This is a genomic window from Mycobacterium sp., assembly GCF_025965855.1.
Taxonomy (GTDB): Bacteria; Actinomycetota; Actinomycetes; order Mycobacteriales; family Mycobacteriaceae; genus Mycobacterium.
Genome location: NZ_JAOPWB010000180.1, coordinates 14,422 through 35,087 on the forward strand (window position 1 = coordinate 14,422; position 20,666 = coordinate 35,087).

The 20,666-nt window shown below is 67.3% G+C and carries 14 protein-coding genes; 3 read left to right on the plus strand and 11 right to left on the minus strand.

Annotated elements, in window-relative coordinates:
- The first annotated feature begins 8 nt into the window (after positions 1–8).
- Positions 9–2,582, plus strand: coding sequence for an aminopeptidase N (gene pepN / locus JWP83_RS15065; protein ID WP_297731246.1), 2,574 nt, complete (start codon positions 9–11; stop codon positions 2,580–2,582).
- Positions 2,583–2,675: 93 nt separating this feature from the next.
- Here the strand turns inward: pepN and JWP83_RS15070 are convergent, their stop codons facing one another.
- The 3 genes from JWP83_RS15070 to JWP83_RS15080 form a co-directional block, all read right to left on the minus strand.
- A complete protein-coding gene (locus JWP83_RS15070; RefSeq protein WP_297731249.1) occupies positions 2,676–3,143 on the minus strand; it encodes a DUF5130 domain-containing protein in 468 nt (155 codons plus the stop codon).
- Complete coding sequence (locus JWP83_RS15075; RefSeq protein ID WP_297731275.1) at positions 3,130–3,297, minus strand: hypothetical protein; 168 nt, start codon at positions 3,295–3,297, stop codon at positions 3,130–3,132. The genes JWP83_RS15070 and JWP83_RS15075 overlap by 14 nt, the downstream gene beginning before the upstream one ends.
- A 124-nt stretch (positions 3,298–3,421) precedes the next feature.
- The gene (locus JWP83_RS15080) at positions 3,422–4,069 is read right to left on the minus strand and encodes an HNH endonuclease (protein ID WP_297731252.1); all 648 of its coding nucleotides are present in this window, start codon (positions 4,067–4,069) and stop codon (positions 3,422–3,424) included.
- A gap of 143 nt (positions 4,070–4,212) precedes the next feature.
- On the opposite strand from JWP83_RS15080, the gene JWP83_RS15085 reads away from it, so the two are divergent.
- Both JWP83_RS15085 and JWP83_RS15090 read left to right on the plus strand, forming a co-directional pair.
- Positions 4,213–4,602, plus strand: coding sequence for a globin (locus JWP83_RS15085; RefSeq protein ID WP_297731254.1), 390 nt, complete (start codon positions 4,213–4,215; stop codon positions 4,600–4,602).
- Between the two features lie 24 nt (positions 4,603–4,626).
- On the plus strand, positions 4,627–6,195 hold the full coding sequence (locus JWP83_RS15090; RefSeq protein WP_297731256.1) for a glycoside hydrolase family 13 protein: 1,569 nt from the start codon (positions 4,627–4,629) through the stop codon (positions 6,193–6,195).
- Between the two features lie 13 nt (positions 6,196–6,208).
- Here the strand turns inward: JWP83_RS15090 and JWP83_RS15095 are convergent, their stop codons facing one another.
- The 8 genes from JWP83_RS15095 to JWP83_RS15130 all read right to left on the minus strand — a co-directional run.
- Positions 6,209–6,871 (minus strand): hypothetical protein, encoded by a 663-nt coding sequence (locus tag JWP83_RS15095; protein ID WP_297731278.1) that lies wholly within the window; start codon positions 6,869–6,871, stop codon positions 6,209–6,211.
- Complete coding sequence (locus tag JWP83_RS15100) at positions 6,868–7,284, minus strand: thioesterase family protein (protein ID WP_297731258.1); 417 nt, start codon at positions 7,282–7,284, stop codon at positions 6,868–6,870. The genes JWP83_RS15095 and JWP83_RS15100 overlap by 4 nt, the downstream gene beginning before the upstream one ends.
- Positions 7,281–12,143: an NAD-glutamate dehydrogenase gene (locus JWP83_RS15105; RefSeq protein WP_297731260.1), complete on the minus strand. Its 4,863-nt coding sequence runs from the start codon at positions 12,141–12,143 to the stop codon at positions 7,281–7,283. Before JWP83_RS15105 ends, JWP83_RS15100 begins: the two co-directional genes overlap by 4 nt.
- A 75-nt stretch (positions 12,144–12,218) precedes the next feature.
- Positions 12,219–13,895 (minus strand): energy-dependent translational throttle protein EttA, encoded by a 1,677-nt coding sequence (gene ettA / locus JWP83_RS15110; protein ID WP_297731262.1) that lies wholly within the window; start codon positions 13,893–13,895, stop codon positions 12,219–12,221.
- 80 nt (positions 13,896–13,975) lie between these two features.
- Positions 13,976–14,458, minus strand: a complete 483-nt coding sequence (locus JWP83_RS15115; RefSeq protein WP_297731264.1) for a single-stranded DNA-binding protein — start codon at positions 14,456–14,458, stop codon at positions 13,976–13,978.
- A gap of 189 nt (positions 14,459–14,647) precedes the next feature.
- Positions 14,648–16,681 carry a cytochrome c oxidase assembly protein gene (locus tag JWP83_RS15120; protein WP_297731267.1) on the minus strand — a complete coding sequence of 678 codons (2,034 nt, stop codon included), beginning with the start codon at positions 16,679–16,681 and terminating at the stop codon, positions 14,648–14,650.
- 27 nt (positions 16,682–16,708) lie between these two features.
- Positions 16,709–19,078 (minus strand): glycerol-3-phosphate 1-O-acyltransferase, encoded by a 2,370-nt coding sequence (locus tag JWP83_RS15125; protein WP_297731269.1) that lies wholly within the window; start codon positions 19,076–19,078, stop codon positions 16,709–16,711.
- Positions 19,075–20,666: HAD-IB family hydrolase/lysophospholipid acyltransferase family protein (locus JWP83_RS15130; RefSeq protein WP_297731271.1), on the minus strand; the 1,592-nt coding region annotated here is incomplete at its 5' end. The genes JWP83_RS15130 and JWP83_RS15125, both read right to left, overlap by 4 nt.

Genomic DNA, 20,666 nt, shown 5'->3' on the forward strand with positions numbered 1-20,666 from the left:
TTGGACGCGTGGCCCTTCCTAACCTCACCCGGGACCAGGCTGTCGAACGCGCCGCCCTGATCACCGTTGACAGCTACCGGATCTCCCTCGACGTCACCGACGGCTCCGACAGTTTCCGGTCCATCACCACCGTGGCGTTCGAGGCGCTCGCCGGCGCCGACACGGTCATCGACATCGCCGCCGACAGGATCCGCAGCGCAACCCTCAACGGCCGCGAGCTCGACGTGTCCGGATACGACGAGTCGACCGGCATCCCGCTGCGCGGGCTGGAGAAACGAAACGTCCTCGTCGTCGACGCCGACTGCCGCTACTCCAACACCGGGGAGGGACTGCATCGCTTCGTCGACCCGGTGGACAACGAGACCTATCTGTATTCGCAATTCGAAACGGCCGACGCCAAGCGCGTGTTCGCCTGCTTCGACCAGCCCGACCTCAAGGCGACGTTCGACCTGCGGGTGGCCGCCCCCAAGCATTGGAAGGTGATCTCCAACGGCGCGCCCGTGTCGGTGGAAGATGGCGTGCACACCTTCGCCACCACGCCGCGGATGAGCACCTACCTGGTGGCGCTGATCGCCGGCCCGTACGCCGAGTGGAAAGACTCCTACACCGACGAACACGGCGAGATCCCGCTGGGCATCTACTGCCGGGCGTCGCTGGCCGAGTACATGGACGCCGAGCGGTTGTTCACCCAGACGAAGCAGGGATTCGGCTTCTATCACAAGAACTTTGGCCTACCTTACGCGTTCGGCAAGTACGACCAGCTGTTCGTGCCCGAGTTCAACGCCGGCGCGATGGAAAACGCCGGGGCGGTGACCTTCCTCGAGGACTACGTCTTCCGCAGCAAGGTCACCCGGGCGTCCTACGAGCGGCGCGCCGAGACGGTGCTGCACGAGATGGCCCACATGTGGTTCGGCGACCTCGTCACCATGACGTGGTGGGACGACCTGTGGCTCAACGAGTCGTTCGCGACCTTCGCGTCGGTGTTGTGCCAAAGCGAGGCAACCGAATTCACCGAGGCCTGGACGACGTTCGCCACCGTCGAGAAGTCGTGGGCGTACCGCCAGGACCAACTGCCGTCGACGCACCCGATCGCCGCCGAGATCCCCGACCTGGCCGCCGTTGAGGTGAACTTCGACGGAATCACCTATGCCAAAGGCGCTTCGGTTCTCAAGCAGCTGGTGGCCTACGTCGGGCTGGAGCACTTCCTGGCCGGGCTGCGCGACTACTTCCGCACGCACGCATACGGCAACGCCACGTTCGCCGATCTGATCGGCGCGCTGGAAAAGGCGTCCGGTCGCGACTTGTCCGACTGGGGTCAGCAGTGGCTGAAAACCACCGGGCTGAACACACTGCGACCCGATTTCGACGTCGACACTAACGGCAAGTTCACCCGGTTCGTCGTGCGGCAAAGTGGCGCCGCGCCCGGCGCGGGCGAGACGCGGGTACACCGGCTGGCGATCGGCATTTACGACGACAGCGATTCCAGCGGCGCCGGCAAGCTGGTCCGTGTCCACCGAGAGGAGTTCGACGTCGAGGGCTCGGAGACCGAAGTCCCTGCGCTGGTTGGGGTTTCGCGTGGCCAGCTGATCCTGGTCAACGACGACGACCTGACCTATTGTTCGCTGCGGCTGGATGGACAGTCGCTGCAGACCGCGCTGCAGCGGATCGCCGACATCGCCGAGCCGTTGCCCCGCTCGCTGGTGTGGTCGGCCGCGTGGGAGATGACTCGCGAGGCCGAGTTGCGCGCCCGCGATTTCGTGGCGCTTGTCTCCGGCGGCGTGCAGGCCGAAACCGAGGTCGGCGTGGCACAACGGCTGCTGCTGCAGGCCCAGACCGCGCTGGCGTCCTACGCCGAGCCCGGCTGGGCGCGCGAGCACGGCTGGCCGCAATTCGCCGACCGGCTGCTGGAGTTGGCGCGCGCCGCGCCGCCCGGATCGGATCACCAGCTCGCGTTCGTCAACACGCTGTGCTCGTCGGTGCTGTCGACGCGGCATGTGGAGACATTGGCGGCGCTGGTCAACGGTGACCCCGCCGAGCAGGGGTTGACCGGCTTGGAGATCGACACCGACCTGCGCTGGCGCATCGTGACCGCGCTGGCCGCCGCCGGCGAGATCGACGCCGACGGGCCCGCGACCCCGTTCATCGACGCCGAGGTGCGGCGGGACCCGACCGCCGCCGGCAAGCGCCACGGTGCCCAGGCGGCGGCGGCACGCCCCCAACTTGCGGTCAAGGAGCAGGCCTGGACGACGGTGGTCGAGGACGACACCCTGCCCAACATCACCGCCCGCTCGATGATCGCGGGCATCGCGCCGCCCGGACAGCATGAGCTGCTCAAGCCGTTCACCGCGCGCTACTTCGAGGCGATCCCCGGGGTCTGGACACGGCGATCCAGCGAGGTCGCCCAAACGGTGGTGATCGGCCTCTACCCGCACTGGGACGTCAGCGAGGCCGGCGTCGCGGCCGCCGATGCGTTCCTGGCCGCACCGGAGGCGGAGGTGCCGCCCGCCCTGCGGCGCCTGGTGCTCGAGGGTCAGGCCGGGGTCAAGCGGTCGCTGAGAGCCCGCAAGTTCGACGCGTCCTGATCGAGCCTGCGCTCAGCGCGTCGAAACGGAGCCAATCCTCGCTCTGGGCGCAGCCTCGGCGCCGTGACGACAGTCTCGGCGCGCGCTCAGAACCTAGGCCGGCGAGATCCCGGCGCTGAGCACGCGGATCGCGCTGACCAACCCGTCGACCAGGTGGCCCTGCTCGAACGCCGACGAAGCTGCGGCCACTCCCAGTGGCGCGGCCGACTCGGCGCCGCGGCCCCGGACCGCCGAGCCATAGACGACCTCGATGACGTGCTGGTCGGGCGAGACGGCAAGCAGCACCGCATTGTCGGGCGTCGGCACCTTGGCCAAGATCTCGCGGGCCCGCGCGGCGGTGTCGCTGCCCAGGTCCCCGAGGTAGATGGCGAACCGCGCCCTAGACGTGCGCGAGCCGTACTTCAGCGCGTCGTCGATGGCAACGAGGTCGCTGATCGGGAAGGGGTAATGCACCGACAGCTCGCCCGGCTCGGCGACGCCCGAAATCCGTCCGCTGGTGGTGATCACCGAGCCCTTGGGCAGCTCGCTGGGTGCGATCGTCGCAACCTCACCATGTACCACTGGCGCCACCTCCCACCGAGAACTCCGACGCGCCATGTCCGCCGTGCGCGCCGCCGACGTCTTCGTCGGTGGCCGCCCACAGGATGGGCGGGTGCGTCCACTTCTCTGGCATCTTGTAGGTCGCGGCGTGGGGTCCCTTGTGCGACCAGATCATCAGTGACAGCGCGCCGACCAGCCCCAGCGGGATTCCGATGAAGTACAGGTGAATCTCTGCAACGCTCACGACGCAAACCGTATCCCACCGGGTGATGCACCCGCACACTTGGACACGGGATTGTTCAGGCCGCGCCTTCGCCGAGGTACCGAGCCCAGGACGGGTCGAGTTCCTTGACCGTCGACAGCAGTCGCCAGTGCTGTCCCGTCGGCGGCAGGGGCGCCCGGCGCAGGGCCCAGCCGAGCTCGGTGAGCAGCTTGTCGCCCTTGCGATGGTTGCAGGTCGAACAGCACGCCACGCAGTTCTCCCACGAGTGGTCGCCGCCGCGGCTGCGCGGCACCACGTGGTCGACGGTGTCGGCCTTGGCCCCGCAGTAGGCACAGCAGAACCGGTCGCGGTGCATCAGGGCCGCGCGGGTCATCGGCACGCGGGCCCGGTACGGAACCCGCACGTAGGACCGCAGCTGGATCACCGAGGGCACCACGATCGACCTGGTCGCGGAGTGGATGATCGGCCCGGCCGGGTCGTCGTGCACCACGTCGGCCTTGCCGCAGATCACCATGACGATGGCCCGCCGCATCGGCAGCGCGGTCAGCGGCTCGTAAGTGGAATTCAGCAGGAGAACCCGCCGGCGGCTCCAGATCGAGGCACTCTCGTGGCGGTTGGGCGGGCGCGTGTCGACGCTATGCAGGGGTGACGCGGATGCGGGCCCCGTTAACCCCGCCGCGGCACCGGAACTGCGGTGACTGCGGCGCCTCTTGCCATGCGCCATAAATCCTCCGCGGATAGTCCACCATGATTCGCCGCCAAACGCACCCTCATTGCAGGTGCGCGCCGTGTCGAACCGATGAATACCAAGGGACGGCCTAGGCCCGTCCCGCGTTGCTGTCCAGGCGATGCACCACAATGGAGGCGATGAGTCAGGTGAGCTTTTACGACGCTGTCGGCGGTGCCGAGACCTTCAATGCGATCGTGTCGCGCTTTTATGCGCAGGTCCCGGAGGACGAGATTCTCAGTCAGGTTTATCCCGCGGACGACCTGGCGGGCGCCGAAGAGCGGTTGCGGATGTTCCTCGAGCAGTACTGGGGCGGGCCGCGAACCTACTCCGACCGGCGCGGGCATCCGCGGCTGCGGATGCGCCACGCCCCATTCCGGATCACACCGATCGAGCGCGATGCCTGGTTGCGTTGCATGCACACCGCTGTCGCCTCCATCGACTCGCAGACTCTCGACGACGAGCACCGCCGCGAGTTGCTTGAATACCTGGAAATGGCCGCGCACTCTCTGGTCAATTCATCGTTCTGAGGCCCAGTAACTGAACGGAGCAGCATGAGCCCCGACCCGTGGTGGTTAAGCGCGGTCTTTTATCAGGTGTATCCGCGGTCGTTCGCCGACACCGACGGCGACGGCGTCGGCGATCTGGACGGGTTGACGGCCCGCTTGGATTACCTGACGGAGCTGGGTATCGACGCGATTTGGCTCAACCCGGTCACCGTTTCCCCGATGGCCGACCATGGCTATGACGTCGCCGATCCGCGCGACATCGACCCGCTGTTCGGCGGGATGGCCGCGATCGAGCGGCTGATCCCGGCGGCCCACGAGCGGGGCATCAAGATCACCATGGACGTGGTGCCCAACCACAGCAGTTCGGCGCACCCATGGTTTCAGGCCGCGCTGGCCGCCGGCCCGGGCGCCGACACGCGGGAACGCTACTTCTTTCGCGACGGCCGCGGCCCCGACGGGGCGCTGCCGCCGAACAACTGGACATCGGTGTTCGGGGGGTCGGCCTGGACCCGGGTGGTCGAACCGGACGGCAATCCCGGCCAGTGGTATCTGCACCTCTTCGATGCCGAGCAGCCCGATTTGAACTGGGAGCACCCGGACGTCTTCGACGACTTCGAAAAGACGCTGCGCTTCTGGCTGGAACGCGGCGTGGACGGCTTCCGCATCGACGTGGCGCACGGGATGGCCAAGCCGGCCGACCTGCCCGACGCGAAGGACGACGTCAAGGTGTTGAGTCACAGCGACGACGACCCGCGTTTCAACCACCCGAGCGTGCACGAGATCCACCGCGGCATCCGAAAGATCGTCGACGACTATTCCGGGGCGGTGACCATCGGCGAGGTGTGGGTGACGGACAACCTCCTCTGGGCACAATATCTGCGGCCCGACGAACTGCATCTCGGCTTCAATTTCCGGCTGACGAAGATCGACTTCGACGCCGGCGAAATCCACCACGCGATCCAGAATTCGCTGGAGGCCATCGCGATCGAAAACGCCACCCCGACCTGGACGCTCTCCAACCACGACGTGGGCCGGGAGGTCACCCGGTACGGCGGCGGCGAGGTCGGGCTGCGCCGGGCGCGGGCGATGGCGATGGTGATGCTCGCCCTGCCGGGCGCGGTGTTCATCTACAACGGCGAGGAGCTGGGCCTGCCCGACGTCCTGGACCTGCCCGACGAGGCGCTCCAGGACCCGACATGGGAACGATCCGGGCATACCGAACGCGGCCGCGACAAGTGCCGGGTCCCGATTCCGTGGTCGGGTGACGCCCCCCCGTTCGGCTTCTCCACGTCAGCCGACACCTGGTTACCGATGCCGGCGGACTGGGCGGAGCTGACCGTCGAAAAGCAGCGCGACGATCCCGAATCGACGCTGTCCTTCTACCGGCGGGCTCTCCAATTACGCAGGGAAAGAGGCGAATTCGATGGCGGCGAGCTCGAATGGCTGGCCGCCGACCGCGAGTTCCTGATCTTCGAGCGCAATGGTGGCGCACTGGTGTGTGCGCTGAACGCCGGCCGTCTGCCGATGGCTTTGCCGCCCGGCGACGTGATCTTGGCCAGCGCGCCGTTGGTCGACGGCAAGCTTCCACCGGACGCGGCGGCCTGGCTGGTCTGAGCGCCTCAAGCAGTCAACGCAGCACCAGCGCCGCGTGTGCACGGCGCCGGTAGACCGAGCCGAACTTGGCGTCGACGCGCAGCCAGGACGGCACTACCCGGACCCGGACCATCTCGTCGGCGCCGATGGCATCGGGCGACTGAGGCAGGAAACCCATTGCGGTCAAAGCGAACACGCAGCGCATGGGGAGCCCCACACTGACGTCGGCCGAGCTGACCCGAATGACCTCCTGGTCGAGCAGCGACACCGGCGGACCATGGGAACTGCCGTGCTCCTTGGCGAGTCGCGCGCCGCGTTGCGCCAGGTCCAGCATCACCCGGGCGGGCACGTCTTCGAGGTGGGTGAAGCCGGATTCGGGGGGTAAGGCCCCCCGCCACGCGGAGTCCATCGCGAAGCCGGGATCGACGTAGCCCGAGGCGTCCATCGCCGACAGGCCGCGCGCCAGCGCGTCCGCCGCGACGGACAGATCGTCGGGTCGCACCCTGCCGACGACCACCCGGCTGGCCAGCACGTCGAAACCCGTTGCCACCCAAGCCGTCAGCAGCCCGGCAGATCGACCCCGCAGCCGGATGACCGCGGCGTCGTCGAGGCGCATCGCGTGATCGACGAACGTGGCCAGATCCCCGCGGTGGGCGCCGTCACTGAGCCAGAGCCCGCGCTCGGCTGTCCCGCTTATTCCCTGAGCCACAGTTGCAAATACTCCCGATGGTGGGGTGAGAGTCGCGCCAGCCGCTGCTCCTCGATGTGGACGGCGGCCAGCTGCGTCTCGGCGATGACGGCCGGCTTCGAAGCGGGATCGGCGTTGACCGAGCGCACCTCATAGCCAAGCGTGAAGTCGACCGTCCGCTGCCGTTTGGTCCACATGGTCACCTGCAGAGGCGAATCGGCCAGGCGCAGCTGACTCTTGTAGGTGACGCGCACGTCGGCGATCAGCAACCCGATGGTCGTAACGTCGGCGGCGAATGGTTCCTTGAGGAACTGCACCCGCGCCTCTTCGAGGATGGTGACCATGGTGGCGTGGTTGACGTGCTGGTACACGTCGATGTCCGACCAGCGCACGGGCACCGGGGCGACGAAGCCAACGCTCAACTCGACGATCCTCTTCCGCTGGTGCGGGTCATGCGCCGGATCTGCCGCGCGGCCACCGACAGCGTCGCGAGGTCCTTTGCCCCGCTTTCCTGGATCTCGCTCAGCGTGCGACGGGCCCGCTCCACCCGTGATGCGCTGAGGTGTTCCCACTCGCCGATTTTCTCTTCGCCGCTTTCGTCGGGCTCGCCGACGGCCAACACGTCGAAGCACAGCGATCGAAGCGACGCATAGATATCGTCACGAATCGCCAAGCGCGCCAACGACTGCCAGCGGTCGTGCCTGGGCAGCTCCGAAACCGCCGTCAGCAGGCTGTCGGTGCCCAGCCGGTCCATCAGCGCGAAATAGGTGTCCGCGACTTCGGCGGGGTCCATTTCGGTGATGTCGGCGACGTCGATGATGTCGAGCAGGCTGTAACGGTACAGGCCGGCGGCCACCATGTAGGCCAAGTCCTCCGGAGCGCCCTGCGCCGCGAATTCCGCGGCTTCCTTTTCCACGATGGCCTTGTCGTCGCCGCGCAGCCACTCCGACATCCGGGGCGTCATCTCCTTGACCTTCGCGGCGAACCGGTTGATCTCGGCGCCGACGGCCAGCGGCTGCGGACGGTAGTTGAGCAGCCAGCGTCCGGCGCGGTCGATCAGCCGTCGGGTGTCCAACGTCAGCCGGTCCGACAGCGCGACGGGCACGCCCGCCGCGCGGATCTGTCGCCAGATCTCACTCACCCCGAAGATGGCGTCGGTGGCGACGTAGGTGCGCACCGCGTCGATCGGCCCGACACCGACGTCTTCGGTGATCCGGAACGCGTAGCTGATGCCCGCGGCGTCCACCAGGTCGTTGACCAGCATGGTGGTGACGATCTCCCGGCGCAGTTGGTGGGTGCGGATCTCCGGAGTGAACCGCTCGCGCAGCGGCGCCGGGAAGTACTGCGGCAGCCTGGACGCGAAGACGTCCTGCTCGGGCAGTTCGGTGGTCAGCATCTCCTCTTTGAGGGACAGCTTGACGTGGGCCATCAGGGTGCATAGCTCCGGAGAGGTGAGCCCGATGCCGACGTCGATCCGCCGGTGAATCTCCTTCTCCGACGGGAGCGCCTCCAGCTCGCGGTTGATGCCGCGTTCTTCGAGGTACTTGATTTGCATCGCGTGCACGGGCAGCAGGCTGGCCGCGTTGGCGCGGCTGGTGCCGATCAAGTCGTTCTGGTCCTCGTTGTCGAGGAGCACCAGTCGCGCGACCTCGTCGGTCATCGACTCCAGCAGCTCCTTGCGCTCGCCGGCCTTGACCTTGCCCGCGGTGACCAGCGAGTCGATCAGGATCTTGATGTTGACCTCGTGGTCGGAACAGTCCACGCCGGCGGAGTTGTCCATCGCGTCGGTATTGATCCGCCCGCCCGCCAGATCGAACTCGACGCGGCCCCGCGCGGTCACGCCCAGATTGCCTCCCTCACCAATCACCTTGGCGCGCACCTGGTTCGCGTTCACGCGTACCGGATCGTTGGCGCGATCGCCGACGTCGGCGTCGGACTCGGATTCGGCCTTGATGTAGGTGCCGATGCCGCCGTTGAACAACAGGTCGACGGGCGCCTGCAGGATCGCCTTGATCAGGTTGGGCGGGGACATTTCGGTGACCACTTCTTCCAGGCCTTCTTCCAAGCCGCCGATGCCGAGCGCCTCGCGGACCTGCGGGCTGATCGGGATGGTCTTCTGGTCGCGGTCGTACACCCCACCGCCCTCGCTGATCAACGACTTGTCGTAGTCGTCCCAGCTGGACCGCGGCAGGTCGAACATCCGCCGCCGTTCCCGCCACGACGCCGCCGCATCGGGGTCCGGGTCCAGGAAGATGTGCCGGTGATCGAAGGCGGCGAGCAGCCTGATGTGCTCGCTCAGCAGCATGCCGTTACCGAATACATCCCCGCTCATGTCACCGACGCCGACGACGGTGAAGTCCTCGGTCTGGGTGTCGACCCCCATCTCCCGGAAATGGCGTTTGACCGCCTCCCAGGCACCCTTGGCGGTGATGCCCATGGCCTTGTGGTCATAGCCCACCGACCCGCCGGATGCGAACGCGTCACCCAGCCAGAACCCGTAGGACTTCGCGACGTCGTTGGCGATGTCGGAGAACGTGGCGGTGCCTTTGTCCGCGGCCACCACCAGGTAGGCGTCGTCGCCGTCCCGCCGTATCACCTCGGGCGGCGGGCTGACCTTTTTCGTTGCGTGGTCGACGTTGTCGGTGACGTCGAGCAGGCCGGAGATGAACAGCTGATAACAGGCGACGCCCTCGGCGCGGCTGGCGTCGCGGTCGGCGGCGGCGTCACCGGAAGGCAGCGGCGGCCGCTTGACGACGAATCCGCCCTTGGCCCCGACCGGCACGATGACGGCGTTCTTCACCGCCTGCGCCTTGACCAAGCCCAGGATCTCGGTGCGGAAGTCGTCGCGGCGATCGGACCAGCGCAGGCCCCCGCGCGCCACCGGGCCGAACCGCAGGTGCACGCCCTCCACACGGGGCGAGTACACGAAGATCTCGTACTTGGGGCGCGGCAGCGGAAGCTCGTCGACAAGCTGCGCATCAAGTTTCAGTGCGAGCACGTTCCTGGCGCGAGCGGAACCCTCGCGAGTCACGAAGTAGTTGGTCCGCAACGTGGCCTGCACCAGCGACGCGAACGCGCGCAGGATGCGGTCGGTGTCCAGGCCCACGACCGCGTCGATGTCCGCGGCCACGGCGGCGGCGGCCGCTTGCGCATCGCGACTGGTCGGCGACCCCGAAGCCCTCGGATCGAAGAGCGCTTCGAACAGGGTGACCAGCGACCGCACGGTGGAGGGATGCTCGCTGAGCACCGATTCGATGTGGGACTGGCTGTACGGAAAGCCCGCCTGCCGCAGGTACTTCGCGTAGGCGCGCAACAGCACGACCTGCTGCCAGGTCAGCCGCGCGCGCATCACCAGTTCGTTGAACCGGTCGATCTCCACGCGTCCCTGCCAGATGGCGCTGACCGCGTCGGCGAATCGCTCTGCGGTGGAGTCCCGTTCGGCCTCCGTCGTCGCCAGCGGGATCGTCGGATGCGGCTGGATCTTGAACTGGTAGATCCACACCGCCAGCCCGTCCTCCCGGGTGACGGTGAACGGCCGCTCCTCGAGCACGACCACGCCCATGCTCTGCAGCATCGGCAGCAGCTGGCTCAACGAGGCGGTGTGACCACCCACAAACCAGGTCAGCTGGGCGGCCCCGTCCTCCCCGCGCTCGGAGAACACCAGCTTGACCGAATCATCGGACAGCTCTTTGATGATGGCGATATGCTCGATGGCGTCCTCGGGTGTGACGGCCTGTTTGTAGACCTCGGGGAAGGCGGTGGCGTAATGCTCGGCATCGGCGTGCTCGACCGAGCCCATCACCGCGGCGGCGATCAGGCGGTCCCCCCAGGTTCGCGCGGCCTCGCTCAGCAGCACCTGGATCCGGATCCGGTTGGCTTCCGAGACGTCGACGGGCGCGGTATTTTCGGGCAGCCGGACCATGAAATGCATTAGCGCCCAGGGCGATTCGCTGACGCGTGCGGTGAATTCCAGTCGTGTCCCGCCGAATTCGCGGACCAGGATGTCCTCGATCTGCAGGCGCACCGCTGTGGTGTAGCGATCGCGGGGCACATAGACCAGGCACGAGACGAAGTACTGGAGGCGGTCGGCGCGCAGGAACAACAAGGCGCGCCGCTGGGATCCCAGGTCCACCACCGCTTTGGCCATCGCCAGGAGTCGTTCGGCGCTGAGCGTGAACAGCTCCGAGCGTGGGACGGTCTGGATGACGTCGAGCAGCAACTGGCCGGGGTGGATGGGGTCGCCGTCGGCCATCGCGAGCGCGTCGCGGACCCGGCTCGAGATCATCGGGATTTCCAGGACGTCCGCATTCATGGCGGCAACCGTGAAGAGTCCGACAAAGCGGTGCTCAACGACGCCGCTGCCGCCCTGGGCGTAGCGGCCGTACTCGCGAACCGCGATCGCGTACGGGTAAGCGCCGTAGCGCAGGTAGCTGCCGACGACGGACTGGGCCAAGACCAGCAAATGGTCGTCGTCGGTCAACCGCGGGCGCGAACCGGTGCGCGTGCGCAGGACACCGAGGCCGATCGAGCCGTCGCCGGAAACCACGTTGTCGTGTACCCGGCAACGTTGATAACCCAGCAGCAGGAGGTTTCCGTCGCCCAGCCAGCGCAGCAGCTCCGCGACACCCTCGCGGTCCGGCGCCGAAAATTGTCCGCCGGAGTTGGTTCGGACGGCCTCGGCCATATCGCCCAGGGTGGTGATCATGGCCGCCGCGTCGGTCGCGACTTGCTCGACGTCGCTCAGGACCTTGGGCAGCAACCGTTCGACCTCGGCGAGCCCCTTGCTGTCGACGGACGGCGACAGCGGGACGTATATCCAGGCCTCGCCGTCGTACTGCGAAGTGCCCGGCGCTTTCGGCTCGATGCTGAGCAGGGCCCCCGTTGCGCTGCGGTGCACGTCGAACACCGGGGTCATGATGCCGGCGTAGGCGACGCCGAGGCGGTGCAACAGCACCGTGACGGAGTCCAGCAGCATGCTGCCGTGATCGGTGACGACCTGCAGCGCGGGCCCGAATCCGTCGGGATCGTCCGCCGCGTGGACACAGACGCAGCTTTTGCGTTCGGGGCGGTACTCGCCGAGCCGATAGTGGGCGCGCAGCATGGCGGGGGTGACCAGGACCGCGGGGTCGACGGGACCGGGTTCCGCGGCGCCCGGTTCGTCGCCGCGTGGACCGCGATAGCTCTCGATGTAGGCGTTCGCGATCCATTCGGGAATGTCGTCACTCTTGGTGAACGTGGTCCACGGCTTGAGATCCTGCCTAGCACCGGGATCGATCGTCATGCCGATTGCTCCCAACTCGCGACGGATGCCACTTTGCGCCCGATCGCCCCACTTCTCAGCGGTGCAGCCCTGACATTAGTCGCGCGTCAACTTGCGGTGGGTCACTCTGTGCGGCCTGGCGGCTTCCGCGCCGAGCCGTTCGACCTTGTTCTCCTCATAGGCGCCGAAATTGCCCTCGAACCAGAACCACTTGGCCTCGTTGTCCTCGTCGCCCTCCCACGACAGGATGTGCGTGCAGGTGCGGTCGAGGAACCAGCGGTCGTGCGAAATCACCACCGCGCAGCCGGGGAATTGCTCGAGGGCGTTCTCCAGCGAACTCAGCGTCTCGATGTCGAGGTCGTTGGTCGGCTCGTCCAGCAGGATCAGGTTGCCGCCCTGTTTGAGCGTCAGCGCGAGGTTGAGCCTGTTGCGCTCGCCACCGGAGAGCACCCCGGCCGGCTTCTGCTGGTCGGGGCCCTTGAAACCGAACGCCGACACGTAGGCCCGGGACGGCACCTCGGTCTGTCCGACCTGAATGTGGTCCAGCCCGTCCGAAACCACTTCCCACACCGTCTTCTTGGGATCGATGCCGGCGCGGGTCTGGTCGACGTAGCACAGCTTGACGGTCTCCCCGACCTTGACCGTGCCGCTGTCCGGTTGCTCGAGGCCCACGATGGTTTTGAACAGCGTCGTCTTGCCGACCCCGTTGGGACCGATGACCCCGACGATGCCGTTGCGCGGCAGCGTGAACGACAGGTCCTTGATCAGGGTGCGCCCGTCGTAGCCCTTGTCGAGGTGGTCGACCTCGACGACGACGTTGCCCAGGCGCGGCCCCACCGGGATCTGGATCTCCTCGAAATCGAGCTTGCGAGTCTTCTCCGCCTCGGCGGCCATCTCTTCGTAGCGCTGCAGGCGCGCCTTGCTTTTGGCTTGCCGAGCCTTGGCCCCGGACCGCACCCAGGCCAGCTCCTCGGTCAGTCGCTTGTGCAGCTTGGCGTCCTTGCGTCCCTGCACCGACAACCGCTCGGCCTTTTTCTCCAGGTAGGTCGAATAGTTGCCCTCGTAGGGGTAGGCGCGGCCACGGTCGAGCTCGAGGATCCATTCGGCGACGTTGTCCAGGAAGTACCGGTCGTGGGTCACCGCCAGGATCGCCCCGGGGTAGGCGCCCAGGTGTTGTTCCAGCCACTGCACGCTTTCGGCGTCCAGGTGGTTGGTCGGATCGTCGAGCAGCAGCAGGTCCGGTTTGGACAGCAGCAGCTTGCACAGCGCTACGCGGCGCCGTTCACCGCCGGACAGGTTCGTGACCGGCTCGTCGGGCGGCGGGCAGCGCAGCGCGTCCATCGCCTGCTCCAGCTGGGAGTCGAGGTCCCACGCGTCGGCGTGGTCAAGGTCCTCTTGCAGCCGGCCCATCTCCTCCATCAGCTCGTCGGAGTAGTCGGTGGCCATCAGTTCGGCGACCTCGTTGAAGCGGTCGAGCTTGACCTTGATCTCGCCCAGGCCCTCTTCCACGTTGCCGCGGACCGTCTTCTCCTCGTTCAGCGGCGGCTCCTGCTGCAGGATGCCGACGCTGGCATCGGTGGCCAGGAACGCGTCACCGTTGTTGGGCTTGTCCAGGCCGGCCATGATCCGCAAGACGCTCGACTTGCCGGCGCCGTTGGGGCCGACGACACCGATTTTGGCGCCCGGGAAGAAGCTCAACGTGACGTCGTCCAGGATCACCTTGTCGCCGTGCGCCTTGCGGACCTTTTTCATCGTGTAGATGAACTCAGCCATGCCGCGGTTTTGCCTTTCTGGTTTTTGAGAACAATCTCGCGCACCATCCTAGGCACTGCGTGGCGGCCCCGATCCCGCAGCTAAGCCGACAGCGGCAGCGCTGCTGCGTCGTCAGACTCGACGCTGTCATGGGCATCGGTATCCTCACCAGCGGCGTCGGCCGCATCCGCCCGGGGTGTGGTGGCGTCGCCGGTAGTCGGACCGGTATAGCCCGGCCTCTCGATGCGCACGATCGCGCGGGACACATCCGGCCCGACGGAGGTCGCGCGCATCTCGAGCGATGAACGGCGGTTACCGTCGCGGTCTTCGTACTCGCTCGTATAGACATGGCCCACGACGATCACCGGTGCGCCCTTGCCCAATGCGGCGCCCACTCCGGTGACTAGCTTGCCCCAGCAATTGACGTTGATGAACAGCGAGTTACCCGGCTCCCAGCCGCCGTCGGCCGTGCGTCGCCGGGAATTGCTGGCGACGCGAAACTTGATGACCTCCTGGGTGCCGACCTGGCGACGTTCGGGGTTGTTGACGATGTGGCCGACGACCGTAAGCGGTGTTTCGAACATTGACTCAATTTCCTTTCATTCGCGGGTAGCGCTCATGTCTGGTGCCCATTCAGCGCCAGGTCACCGACAAGCCGAACCGGACTTGGTCGCGAGGATCGAAGGCTGTGGACAGAGCCGCGACTGTGGATAGCGCCAGGGCCCGCGGGCGTAACGTCGCTGCGAAAATTCGCCGAGGATATCGCGGTGGCGTTACGCTCGCGGACTCCCACTACGGCCCGGCATTTCGCGCCGCGCCAGTTCGGCGAGCATCGCGTTGTAGGCGGCCAGCTCGGCGCCATCGTCCAGCTCGGCGGCCCGGTCCAGCCGCCGGGCGGTGCGCTTATCGCTGCGCGCCCACTGCATGAGCAGCGCGATCATCACGATCACCAGGGGCACTTCCCCCGCCGCCCAGGCGATCCCACCGCCCAATCGCTGATCACCCAGCAGGTCGGTGTGCCAGCTGAAACCCAGCGATCGGTAGTAGTCGGCGCCGAGTACCTTCCGGGTGCCCATCAGGACGACCCCGAAGAAGGCGTGCAGCGGCAACGACGCGAACACCACGCCGACCTTGGCCAGCGGCGGGATGGGACGCGGCGTCGGGTCCACCCCGATAACGACCCAGTAGAACAGGTAGCCGCTGAGCAAAAAGTGCACGTTCATCGCCAGATGGCCGGCGTGACTGCTCACCGTGGTGTCAAAAAGGTTCGAAAGATACAGCCCGTAGAACCCGGCGACGAACAGCACGGTCGCGACCACGGGGTTGGTGAGGAACCGCGACAGGCGGCTGTGCAACGCGGCCAGCAGCCACTCCCGCATGCCCGGCGGATCATCGCGGCCGGCGGCGGGCAGCGCCCGCAACGCCAGGCTGACCGGGGCGCCCAGCACCAGCAGGATCGGGACCAGCATCGAGAGGCCCATGTGGGCGACCATGTGCATGCTGAACATCGCCGGCATGTAGCGACCGACGCCCGACGACGTCACGAACAGCAACGCCAGGCAGCCCAGCAGCCAGGCCAGGGTCCGCCCCGGCGGCCAGTGATCGCCGCGGCGGCGCAGCCGCGCCACCGCCGCCACATACAGCGCGGCGAGGACGATCGCGGCGGTGCCGAAGATCAGGTCGAAGCGCCAGTCGATCAGGATGCGCACCGCCGTGGGAGGGCCGTCGAAGTCGTAGCCGATCTCGGCTTCGGGGATCGTGGGCAGCCGGGCCGGGGGTGGTGGCGGCGCGGTGCGGCCCAGCCCGACGGCGATGCCGAAGGTGAGGCCGAACACCGCGGCCTCGATCAGCGCCAGCCTGATCAGCACTGTGCGCGCTCGGGACGGAATCGGATCGGCTTGCAGCGCAGCCACGCCGGAGCGCCGCTGGCGCCAGCCGAGGCCGCCCAGCGCGCACAGCGCGACGAATTTGGCGACGATCAGCCGCCCGTAATCGGTCGTCAGCAGCTCGGACGGCAGCACGCGCACGAGGGCGTTCACCAACCCACTCAGCGCCATCGCCACCCAGCACCACAGCGCAATCATCGAGAAACGCCGTGCCGCCAGGTCGACGTGGTCGCCGTTGCGCAGCGCGTGGGCAAGCAACGCGAGCAGGCCCCCGGCCCACAGACTGGCGGCGACGAGGTGGATCAGCAGGCTGTTGGTGGCCAGGTCATGCGAACCGCCGGCCGACGAATGACCGGTCAGCCCGAGCGGGATCAGCGTCAGCAACGATCCGGCGACCAGCAGCGGCGTCCACGACCAGCGCAGCACCGACAGGCTCGCCAGGGTGAGCACCGCGGCCAGGATCGCGGTCCAGCGCCAGGCGGAGGCGGTGTTGATCATCCCGGCCATCGACCAGATCGTCCCCGGTTCGAGGTCAACCACGGGATGACCGGACACGTCAGAGATGGTCAGCGGAACCAGCAGCGCGGCGCACACCGCCCACGCGCCCGACGCGACCGTCCCGAGGCGAAGCGCCCGGTATCCGCCGGCGTCGAGGACGCCGCTCTTTTGCGGCGGCACCAGAAACGCCGCGAACAGAAACGACCCGACGGCCAGCACCGCGGCGATCTCCCCCGCCGCCCGGACGAACGGCAGCCCCAGCGTGGTTGCCGGGCCCGGGTCGGGCAAGCCCGTCGCGGTCAGCGCGCCGGCCAGCGACAGCGCCCCGATGCCGGCGGCCGTGCAGCCCGCCAACACCGCGACGCCGATCAGCGGCGGCCACACCCACGCGCGGCGTGTGGCTACCGGCCGGTCAACCGTCATGCAACCAGGGTATTGGGCGCTTCCCGACTAGGGAGCTTGGCTGTCCGGCCGCTCCCGGCGCGCCCTGAGTTCGCGGGCGACGAACTGTTGGCGGGCGATCCGCGCGACATAATCGGAATCCTCGAGGATGTCGCGCAACTCCTGCCGGAACGCGGTCCGCCTTTCGGCGAGGTCGGCGGCGGGTGCGATCAGACCCTGGTCGACGACAACCTGATACGCGGTGGCGAACAGCAGCGTCGATACCGATTCGCTGCTACGGACCCTGGTCTGTGCCACGTACTGCCGGCCCACCCCGAGCGCCAGTTCCGTCAGCTCCTTGGCTCCGACGTCCGCCGGCGCGTCGCGCAACACGTCGGCGACGATCTCGTACGCCTCGAAGAACACCCGCAACATGGCGTCGGTCATGCAGGGACGCTTGGCGAACAGCATCGCGTCGATCTCGTCGCCGCCGGCGGTGACGTGGCCTTCCCAGTCGTCGTGCCATGCCATCTCTTCGGCGATGTTTGCCCGGAACGCCGCCGAGTCGGCGAAATAGAAATCAAATTTCAGCAGATCCCGCAACCGCATCGCCTGGGCCCAGAACGCCGCGACGCGGTCGCCTTGAGGATCCTTGACGCGCCGGGCGTGCGCCAGCGCGAGCTCGACGATCGAGGTCTCTAAGAAGGCGTGGATCAACGAGTTCCGGTAGAACGCCGCGGCGTGTTGCTGCTCGGGCGCAATGCGCCACACCGGCTCCCGGCCGCCGTCGACGCGGGTGATCGGGTGTCCGTGGGACAACGTGTCGACGGCGGCGAGCACCCCGTCGCGCCGGCGCAGCCGCAAGGCACTCGCCGACATCGGGGTTTGCTTGCGCTCGAGATAATCCAGGGAGTCCTGCAGGGTGTGGTGCAGCTGACCGAGCGTCAACGCCGCGCCGCGGGTGGTCAGCAGCAACGCACACACCAAACCCGTCGCCGTCACCGGCGTCGCCTGCAAAATCCGCCACGCGACCTCAAACGACATCTTCTGCAGCGCAAGCCGTTTGGCATCCTCATCCTGCGCGGGCGCCCCCCGCGCCGGACCGAGGTACTGCCGCATCGAGACCGCTTCGGGGAAACGGACGTAGATCTTGCCGTAGTTGCGTTCGCCCTGCGCCTTGATGAAGTTGTAGAGCCAGACGACGCCCTCCGGTGTCTTCTCGCCGCCGCGGGCGTAGGCGGCGTACTCGGCGGTTTCGTGCAGCTGATCGAAGCCGATCGACACCGGCTGCAGCAGGATGTCTTCGCTGCGGCCGTCCAGGTACGCGTCGGCGACATAGGAGAGCAGACCCAGCTTGGGCGGCAACATCTTTCCGGTACGCGAGCGGGTCCCTTCGATCGACCAGCTCAGGTTGAACCGCTTCTCGATGATGTAGCCGACGTATTCGCGTAGGACGTACTTGTAGAGCGGGTTGCCGCCGATGTTGCGGCGGATGAAGATGGTGCCGGAGCGGCGCAGCAGCGGTCCCATCACCCCGAACGAGAGGTTGATACCGGCGAACACGTGCACCGGCGGTAGCCGGTTCTCCTGCATCGCCACCGGCACCACCGCGCCGTCGATGTAGGACCGGTGCGAAAACAGCAGCACCGCCGGGTGGGCTTCCAGCGCGGCGCGCATGGCCGCCACCTGGTACTCGTCGTAGTCGATCTCCGGATCGAATCCGCGGCTGAGCGCCCTGCCGAGGACGCCGACCAGGTCGACGGACACCCGGCTCCACCCGGTGGCGAGTTCGTCGAGCATCTTGCCGGCTTCCTCGACGGTGGCGCCCGGGATCTTTTTCAGGCCGGCGCGAAAACGCGTGGACGCCAAGATCTCTGGCTTCACCAGCCGCGGCGACTTGTACTGCGGGCCCAGGATTCGGTACTCGGCGCGTTCCATCGCCAAGATGGCGCGGCGAGTGACGAAGTGCGCGAAGTCGTGCTTGTCCTCGCCAACGGTGGTGTCGCGCCACTGCTGGCGCAATTCGGAGACCTTTGCCGGCTCGCCGGCCACCACCCGCGCGCGGAGCGGATCGTTGCGGATGATGCGCCGTTGCTGACGTGGGTTGGGGTGGTAGGGATCCTGGCCGGGGAGCAGCCCGGCGAGCTTGGCGACTCGGCCGCGATTGGCGGGCGGCAGCCAGAACACCCGCACCGGCACGACCGAACGGTCGTCATTGGATTCGGACTCGAGCCGCTCAACCAGCTCGGCAAGCGCCGTCGGCGGCGCATTGCGTTTCGGCAGCGCCACTACCTCGAACGTCGCCTCGGGGCTGCGGGCACGCTGCTGGCCCATCCATGCCATGACCAGCTCCCGCTCGACCGGGGAGGCCATGGACGCCAATATCAGCGAGTCTTGCGCAGCGAGGACCCCGCTGATATCCGCGGCCGGTCTGGTCACGGCCGTCCTCTCGGCGGCGAACTCGGCGGATCGCCGCTGACGATTCCCTGCCCGCTGGGCTGTTGCGCCTCACCGTCTTTGAGGGCCACCTCGGACGCGTTCGGATTCGCTTTGGCCGGCTTAGCCCTGTGCGCGGCCTTCTTCGCGGCGGACTTCGCCGGGGCCTTGGTCGCCGCCTTCTTGGGCGCCGCCTTCTTCGCGGTGGTCTTGGCTTTTTTCGCCGCTTTCTTCTCGGCGTACAGGCCGACGTCGGGCAGTTCGTCGACCGGCCAGTTGGCCAGGGTGTCCAGATAGAGCTGCCGCACCTCGGCGATGTGCTCCGGCAGGGTATCAAGTGTCCAGTCCTGGACCGGAATCGGTGGAAACACCGCGACGTCAACGGTGCCCGGATTAATCGTATTGGAATTTCGAGCGGCGACAATCTCCGCATTACGAATGACGATGGGCACGATCGGGATCCCCGCCGCCATCGCGAGACGGAACGGCCCCTTCTTGAACGGTCCGACTTCAGTGGTGTCCAGGCGGGTGCCTTCGGGAGCCATCAGAATAGAAAGTCCGTTCTTGGCTCGCGCTTCGACGGTGTGCATCGTCTCCACCGCGGCGACCGGATCGTCGCGGTCGATGAACACCCCGTCCAGTAACTTGCCGAGCGTGCCCATAATCGGGTCTTTTTCCAGTTCCTTCTTGGCCACGGCAACCCAATTGTCGCGAATCAGTGCACCGGAAATGACGGGGTCAACCTGGTTGCGGTGGTTGAAGATAAAGACCGCCGGGCGCTGCGCGGTCAGATTCTCCTCGCCGATGACGTTGAGCCGCACCCCGGCGATCGCCAGCGACAACTGGGAAAAGGTGGAGGTGAAGAAGTTCGCGCCGCGCCGCCGGCTGCGGGTCAGCACACCGATGCCCACCGCACCGGCGGCGACCGGGAACATCGAACCCAGGCCCGCGAGCGTTCGCAACTGCCGCCGCAGGCCCAGCCGGCCCCGACTGTCGAATCTCAGGATCGGCCAGCCGCGGCGCTTGGCGACGGCGGCCATCTTCCCCTCGGGGTTGGTGGGCCGCGGATTGCCGACCAAGTACATGAGGGCGACATCCTCGTCACCGTCGGCGTAGAAGTAGCTGTCCTTGAGGTCGATGCCGTTCTCGGCGGCAAACCGTTGCACGGCAGCGGCTTTGCCCGGACCCCACAGGATCGGCTTCTGCACGCCGCCGGTGAGCATCCCGTCTTCGTTGGTCTCGAACTTGTTGGTGAGCATGTTGGAGATCCCGAGGAAACGCGCCACCGGGTTGACCTGGATGGTCAGCGCCGACGAGCTGAGCACCACGGTGTGGCCGCGGGCCACGTGGGCCCGCACCAGCTCGCGCATCTCGGGGTAGATCCGCGACTCGATCCGCTGCACGAACAGCCGCTCGCCGATCTCCTCCAGGTCGTCGAGCAGTCGCCCGGTCAGCGCCGCGGCGGCCTTACCGATGAGATCTTCGAACTCGATGCGTCCGAGGGTGTGGCTCAGGCCGGCCTGAACCATGCTGAGCAGCTCCCCCACCCCCATGTCGCGGCGCAGCAGCCGCTCCTGGGTCAGGATGACGG

Bases quoted from the DNA above. Each gene is read 5' to 3' on its own strand.
- JWP83_RS15120 (WP_297731267.1), bottom strand. From the start codon at position 16,681: ATGACGGTTGACCGGCCGGTAGCCACACGCCGCGCGTGGGTGTGGCCG.
- JWP83_RS15080 (WP_297731252.1), bottom strand. From the start codon at position 4,069: ATGGCGCATGGCAAGAGGCGCCGCAGTCACCGCAGTTCCGGTGCCGCG.
- JWP83_RS15105 (WP_297731260.1), bottom strand. From the start codon at position 12,143: ATGACGATCGATCCCGGTGCTAGGCAGGATCTCAAGCCGTGGACCACG.
- ettA (WP_297731262.1), bottom strand. From the start codon at position 13,895: ATGGCTGAGTTCATCTACACGATGAAAAAGGTCCGCAAGGCGCACGGC.
- JWP83_RS15090 (WP_297731256.1), top strand. From the start codon at position 4,627: ATGAGCCCCGACCCGTGGTGGTTAAGCGCGGTCTTTTATCAGGTGTAT.
- JWP83_RS15085 (WP_297731254.1), top strand. From the start codon at position 4,213: ATGAGTCAGGTGAGCTTTTACGACGCTGTCGGCGGTGCCGAGACCTTC.
- JWP83_RS15075 (WP_297731275.1), bottom strand. From the start codon at position 3,297: ATGATCTGGTCGCACAAGGGACCCCACGCCGCGACCTACAAGATGCCA.
- JWP83_RS15115 (WP_297731264.1), bottom strand. From the start codon at position 14,458: ATGTTCGAAACACCGCTTACGGTCGTCGGCCACATCGTCAACAACCCC.